This is a genomic window from Flavobacterium lacus (assembly GCF_003268815.1).
Classification (GTDB): Bacteria; Bacteroidota; Bacteroidia; order Flavobacteriales; family Flavobacteriaceae; genus Flavobacterium; species Flavobacterium lacus.
The window spans coordinates 1-1,376 of record NZ_QLSV01000036.1; the positions used below are offsets into that span (position 1 = coordinate 1).

Annotated in this window: 2 protein-coding genes; both read right to left on the minus strand. The window is 30.6% G+C overall.

The window, feature by feature from the left end; translation table 11 throughout:
- Positions 1–64: 64 nt before the first annotated feature.
- A complete protein-coding gene (locus B0I10_RS15535) occupies positions 65–985 on the minus strand; it encodes an IS3 family transposase (RefSeq protein ID WP_112087428.1) in 921 nt (306 codons plus the stop codon).
- Between the two features lie 8 nt (positions 986–993).
- The gene (locus B0I10_RS15540) at positions 994–1,356 is read right to left on the minus strand and encodes a hypothetical protein (protein WP_112087429.1); all 363 of its coding nucleotides are present in this window, start codon (positions 1,354–1,356) and stop codon (positions 994–996) included.
- Positions 1,357–1,376 lie beyond the last annotated feature (20 nt).

Sequence of the window (1,376 nt, forward strand, 5' to 3'; positions counted from 1 at the left end):
TGTATCGTCCTAAAAAAAGTTTACAGTTTTTAATTAAATCCTAGTATTGGTTTACGGTTCATTTTTAATCCTGTAATTGGTTTACAATTATAGTGTTTTTTTGATAATAGTTTTTCCATAATTTTTCTGTTTTAATGTTTTTTTCATGAACTTGATTTGGCGTTAAAAATCCAATACTTTGATGTGGTCTTTCATTATTATATAATTTAACTACTGCAGACAGTAGTTCCTTTGCTTGTTCAATTGTATCTACTGTGTAATCATTTAAATATTCCTCTTTAATAATACCATTTATTCTCTCAGCAATAGCATTTTCAAGTGGATCACCATTTTCTGTCATGCTGATATTGATGTTGTTATTCTTTAGTAAGCGAACATACATATCACTGCAATACTGCATACCTCTGTCTGAATGATGCGTGAGTTGAAAAGGGCAATCTGGCTCATTCAAAAAGCCAGAGATTGCCATTTTCAACGCTTCAATTGTTTCAACGGCTTCCATGGTTTGAGCTACATGATAACCAACTATTTTCCTTGAATAAGCATCTGTTATAAAGCTTATGTATACAAAACCGTTAGAGATTTTCCAATATGTTATATCGCTAACCCATAATTGATTAGACTTTTGAGGCACAAAGTCTCTAATCAGGTTGGGATACTTTTTAAATCGATGATAAGAGTCAGTGGTTGTAATTTTTCTCTTTTTACGACGAACCAATAAACAATTTGATGCCAATAAATCAAATAAAGCATCTCTTCCAATTTTAATTTGATGTTCTAAAAGAAAAGGTTGAAGCATTTCATAGAGTTTTCTTGTTCCAATATGTCTGTGATTTTCTCTTATCTCCAATACACGTTGCAACACTAGTTCATGTTCAATTGAAACTAATTCTTCTTGCCAAAAATGTTGATAATAGGATTGTCTTGTAAGACCAAGCAACCGACAAAACCGCATTAGGCTTACTTTCGGATTATTGTCTTTCATCTCTTGGATTACTTGGTATCTGACTTTTTTACAATTGAAATTTTAAACTCCTTTTCAGCTATAGATATCATTCGTTTGTACATCTCTAACTGGAGCTTTAAATCTTCGTTCTCTTTTTCAAGACTTTTAGATGTCTCTTTTTTTGATTTTGCCATAAATGGTAATTCCTGATTTGGCTTGTAATTGGATTCAACATAACCAAATTTACGTAGCCAATATAATAAACTTGATTTACCTTTTATATCAAATTGAGCTCTAATTTCTTCCTTTGATGAATTTCCATTCAAATAATGTTCACAAATCATTCTCCGATATTCTTCAGAAAATAAATGTCTAGTTTGTGTTGTAAATAGTTTTTGATTTGATTTCATAAGTTACACTTTTGTGTAAA